We start from the raw sequence: 4,494 nt of genomic DNA, 5'->3' as shown, positions 1-4,494 counted from the left end.
CTTGTGAAACCGTTCTGCAACAGGCTTTCCAAAATTTATGAAAGCTTAACGAAATCGGTATGAATCAGTATAGTCGCGCCTTACATCCGCCATGCGGTGAGCGGGACGATCGAGCGTGCGGAACGGGAACCGGTTGCGGCCGGAGCGGGTGATTCATGAAATTCCTCGGAAACAAAGCAACCGTGATGCCGCTGATGGCAATCACGGCGACGCTGGCTTTCGGTGTACCCCAGGCAGGCGCGCAGGGGCTCTTCGACATGCTTTTCGGCGGCGGCGTCAGGCATGCGCCGAAAGGCGAGTTTCCGCCCCCGCCACCGAAGAACAAGCCAAAGCCGAAAGTGTCCGGTGGCGGCGGCGGCAATGTGAAGATCAGCAGCCCGTCCTACTACACCTACAAGGCCGACCGGCTGGTTCGCGTCGACTTCTCGGCATTGGCCGCGACGCCGGCGCAGGCGACACCGCAGGACGCCGCCTTCGTCCCGTCGGCTACGGGTGCCGCGTTTCGTGATGCGGTTGCCAGCTTGGGCGACTACGAATTCTTAGCCGAGCCCGACATCGCCAAGGCGCTGATCGCGTACTACTCGGCCAATCCGGATTTCATCTGGATAAGCGGAACCAGCCTCAACAGCCGTGCGCAGGATGCGGTGCGGGTGCTTGGCGAGGCTTCAAGCTATGGCCTCACGCCCGCCGACTATACGGTCGAAGTGCCCGCTGCCGGCGCATCGACGACCGATGCCAATGCGCAACTGAAAGAACTCGTCCGTTTCGAGATGGCGCTTTCGGCGCGTGTGCTGCGCTATGCCCACGACGCCCAGAACGGCCGCGTCGATCCCAACCGCATGACCGGCTATTATGATTTCCCGGCCAAGCCGCTCGATCTGCAAGGCGTGCTGAAAACGCTGGCGCATACCCAGCAGGTGCGCACCTATCTCGAATCGCGGCACCCGCAGAATGCGGAATACCAGGCGCTGCGCGTCGAACTGGAAGCGCTGCAGGCCAGTGCGGAAAACGAAATCGTCGTCGACCCCAAACTGTTGTTGAAGCCGGGCGAAACCAGCCCCGAACTGCCGAAGCTGCTGACCCTGATCGCGCGCAATCTCGATGACGAGATGGGCGGCGCCTATGGCGAGGTCCTGTCCAGGCTGGCCACCAGCGAAGTTTATGATCCGGAACTGATCCCGGTCATCAAGGCCGTGCAGCAAAAGGCAGGCATGAAGGGCGACGGCGTCATCGGCCCGCGCACCGTCGCGTCGCTGGCCGGAACATCCAAGGCCGACAAGTTGCTGAAGGTGGAAGTGGCGCTGGAGGAACTGCGCTGGCTGCCCTCCGATCTCGGCAGCCCGCGCGTCTTCATCAACCAGCCGGCCTTCACCGCGAGCTACATCGACAATGGCGAGGAAAAGCTCAAGACGCGTGCCGTCATTGGCCGGACCACCAACCAGACCTCCTTCTTCTACGACCAGATCAAGCAGGTCGATTTCCATCCCTATTGGGGCGTGCCCCAGTCGATCATCGTCAACGAGATGCTGCCGAGATTGCGCAACGATCCGGGCTATCTCGACCGGGCCGGCTATGAGGTGACGGATTCGCGCGGCAAGCGCATTCCTTCGTCGGCGGTCAACTGGGGCGCCTATGGCTCGAACATCCCATACAGCGTGCGCCAGCAGCCGAGCGAGGCCAACGCGCTGGGCGAGTTGAAGATCCTGTTCCCCAACAAGCATGCGATCTACATGCACGACACGCCGCAGAAATCGTTCTTCCAGCGCGATATGCGCGCGCTCAGCCATGGCTGCGTGCGGCTGCAGGACCCGCGCGGCATGGCGGCGGCGGTGCTTGGCACCTCCGTGGACTATATCGCCGAGAAGCTGAAGCACGGCCACGCGACCGAGAACGTGACACGCACGATCCCGGTCTATGTCGCCTATTTCACCGCATGGCCCGATCTGTCGGGCAAGGTCGAATATTTCGGCGACGTCTACGACCGCGACTCGCGGCTGAAGCAGGCCCTGGATGCCACGGAGGCGGTTCGCTCGCCTTCGAGTTGATTTAGCGCTCGAACAGTGGCCGTCGGAAGCCGGCGTCGCGCCCGGCGATCAGCCAATAGAGCAACCCGGCGACAAGGCCGGCAGCGGCAATGATGCCGATGTCGACCCAACGCTCCGGGTCCATGTCCTCCGGTGCGCTCGGCCAGATCAGGGCGAAGCCGCCGACTGCGGCGCCAGCGCCGAAAACCATGTGCAGCAGGACATTGCGCAGCGAGAAGAACTCTGCGATCAGCGCGAAGATCAACGTTTGCAGCGCGGTCACCACGATCGTCAGGAAATAGACGAACATGCCGAGCGGCGGCACCAGCAGCACCGCGATCGGCGAAACACCCATGACGTCGAAATAGTTGGGCGCATTGGGCAAGGAACTGAGCACGCCATAGATCACCGCCACGGCGATCAGGCCGACCAGCACCGATACGAAGTAGCCGGCCAACATCATCAATATGCGCTTCATCACGTGCTTTGCCGTCGCCATCCCCATCCCCCAATGCGGCGCCCGGAGCTATTCCAGGAAACGACAGTCAGCCATCAAAGCACGACTGACGCAAGGGGAGGCGCCCGCGCCAGGGCGATCGCCGAAGTTGGCGCCGGGAGCCTGTGACGCAGCCGAGAACGAATTCGCGTCGGAGCGTCCCTATTTCGGCTCCGCCGTCACAGGATCGTAGGTGATTTCGACCTTCGCCTTGTCCGCCGTGTAATAGGTGACGGTGTAGGCGCCGCTGTCCCAGTCGACCTCGTCCACATAGCGAAAGCCGTCGCGCTGCTCGACCTTGGCGATGATCTCCGACAGCTTCTTGGCATTGGGCGGCGGCAGCGGCTTGTCGTCCGCGGCCAAGGCCGGCGCGACGGCGAAAAGAACGGCGACGCTGGTCGCCAGCAGAAATCTGGACATGGCTTTCCCTCAAGTTTCGTCGGGGAGAAACTCGCTGGCGTACCGGTTTGTTCCGCGGGTGGAATGCGTGCCGATTCAGTCCACCGGTTTGCAGCTGCCCGAACGAGGGGCCGCTGCCCGCTTGACTTACGCGGCGCGTCGTTGAGCGGGGTGGAGACCTGAACGGGTTCGGCGAGGGTCGACGGCGGTCACGATGCTGTGGTGGTGATCGCAATAGACGCGATCCGCCGAAGTTGGCCCGGCACAAAAACGATAACCGCCGGGTACCGACCGGTCTTCGCTTACCGGGAAGCGGCACTGATAGACGCCTAGCTGAATGAGGGGGACGTCTTTCGAAATTGGTCTGACATTTTCAGGCATGGTTTTTCAGGTTCCTGGTTCATAGCCATTGCCGGCTGACGGCCGCTATGCGACCGCGTCAAGCGAGCTTCTCTCGTTTGGAGGGCTGTGGATCACCATATGGTGTCGATCGCAGCGTCAATGAAGGCCGAAACCCCGCTTTCGCAAGCCAATCCTTGCGACTTAAGGCCACACTGGCTGCTGGGCGGGCGAGCTACGGGAGCGAGTACATTTTGTCAGCAGACAGTGCGGTCGCGTCCAGGAGCATCTCTTCGAACCGTTGCGCCGGTGCTATGGTGTGCCTGCATGATCAGACAGCAGGGATATGAGGCATGCCCGAAATCACACGCCGTACACTTCTTGCGTTCACCGCCGTGGCCTCGGTTGTTGAACCGACATTTGCCGAAGCGGAAGGGGCCTCACCCGAATTGCGGGCGCTGATCGGAGCCCATGAAGCCAGCTATGTCGGGCTTCACAGGGTTGTTCATCAAGCGGGCAGCAGCAGCCACGATCGCAAGAGGGCAGACCGGATTGAACAGGAAGCATTGCTTGCCATCTGCTCCTATCCTGCGATCAGCCGAGGCGACCGCCGGGCCAAGGCCGATTACCTGTTGACCGCCGAGGCTCGGGGCGAACTCGACCTGGAAGAGCACATGCAGGCCATCCTGCACGCGATGAAGCGCTGATCGCGGCTCGACCGGCGTAGGGCAGAGTTTGGCCCCATCGACAGGAGTTCATGCGCGGCGACTATCTCGCCGCCTTCCATTGCTGCGACTACGCATCTTTGGCTAACGGACGAAGCGGTCAGCGACCTGTCGGGCAAGTGGCGCTCGATGAAGCCCGGCCCATGGAGCAAGCCCGAGCGCTGAGCCGGAACAACGCTATACGGTCTTTTGCGCCGACGACCGCATCGAGGGTGTCGTTTTGGGATCGCGAACAGATGAAGGTCCAAAACGGCTCCGACGTCTGCCCGTTCCAGAGATATGCGAGCTACAGCAGCGCGTGGAATTCGCCCAGAAGAATTTTTGGCGGGCAAGGGGCGGGGTGTAGTTGCTAGGCATTTTGGGGTGCGGCGTTCAGGAAGGCCGATGGTGGGCGATGCAGGGATTGAACCTGCGACCCCACCCGTGTGAAGGGTGTGCTCTCCCGCTGAGCTAATCGCCCGCTCGTTGCCCGCCAAAAATTCTTCTGGGCGAATTCCACGCGCTGCTGTAG

General features: G+C 61.9%; 4 protein-coding genes and 1 tRNA gene. 2 read left to right on the top strand and 3 right to left on the bottom strand.

Annotation, left to right across the window (positions count from 1 at the left end):
- Positions 1–155: 155 nt before the first annotated feature.
- Positions 156–2,045: a murein L,D-transpeptidase gene (locus tag EN879_RS25340; protein WP_063167996.1), complete on the top strand. Its 1,890-nt coding sequence runs from the start codon at positions 156–158 to the stop codon at positions 2,043–2,045.
- A 1-nt stretch (position 2,046) separates the two neighbouring features.
- On the opposite strand, the gene EN879_RS25335 is transcribed toward EN879_RS25340, so the two are convergent.
- Complete coding sequence (locus EN879_RS25335; RefSeq protein ID WP_063167997.1) at positions 2,047–2,529, bottom strand: hypothetical protein; 483 nt, start codon at positions 2,527–2,529, stop codon at positions 2,047–2,049.
- A gap of 153 nt (positions 2,530–2,682) precedes the next feature.
- The gene (locus EN879_RS25330) at positions 2,683–2,940 is read right to left on the bottom strand and encodes a PepSY domain-containing protein (protein ID WP_013531689.1); all 258 of its coding nucleotides are present in this window, start codon (positions 2,938–2,940) and stop codon (positions 2,683–2,685) included.
- A 671-nt stretch (positions 2,941–3,611) separates the two neighbouring features.
- On the opposite strand from EN879_RS25330, the gene EN879_RS25320 reads away from it, so the two are divergent.
- Positions 3,612–3,965 (top strand): hypothetical protein, encoded by a 354-nt coding sequence (locus EN879_RS25320; protein WP_013531688.1) that lies wholly within the window; start codon positions 3,612–3,614, stop codon positions 3,963–3,965.
- Positions 3,966–4,368: 403 nt separating this feature from the next.
- Here EN879_RS25320 and EN879_RS25315 read toward each other — a convergent pair.
- Positions 4,369–4,443 (bottom strand) — tRNA-Val (locus EN879_RS25315).
- Between the last annotated feature and the right edge of the window lie 51 nt (positions 4,444–4,494).

Origin of the sequence: Mesorhizobium sp. M7A.F.Ca.AU.002.02.1.1, from assembly GCF_003998535.1 — a bacterium.
In the GTDB taxonomy this organism is placed as follows: domain Bacteria; phylum Pseudomonadota; class Alphaproteobacteria; order Rhizobiales; family Rhizobiaceae; genus Mesorhizobium; species Mesorhizobium ciceri.
The sequence above is the reverse complement of the archived record's forward strand: the minus strand, read 5'-3'. Positions and strand labels throughout refer to the sequence as shown.

Excerpts from the sequence above, each read along its gene's own strand:
- EN879_RS25330 (WP_013531689.1), bottom strand. The coding sequence starts at position 2,940 with ATGTCCAGATTTCTGCTGGCGACCAGCGTCGCCGTTCTTTTCGCCGTC.
- EN879_RS25340 (WP_063167996.1), top strand. The coding sequence starts at position 156 with ATGAAATTCCTCGGAAACAAAGCAACCGTGATGCCGCTGATGGCAATC.
- EN879_RS25320 (WP_013531688.1), top strand. The coding sequence starts at position 3,612 with ATGCCCGAAATCACACGCCGTACACTTCTTGCGTTCACCGCCGTGGCC.
- EN879_RS25335 (WP_063167997.1), bottom strand. The coding sequence starts at position 2,529 with ATGGGGATGGCGACGGCAAAGCACGTGATGAAGCGCATATTGATGATG.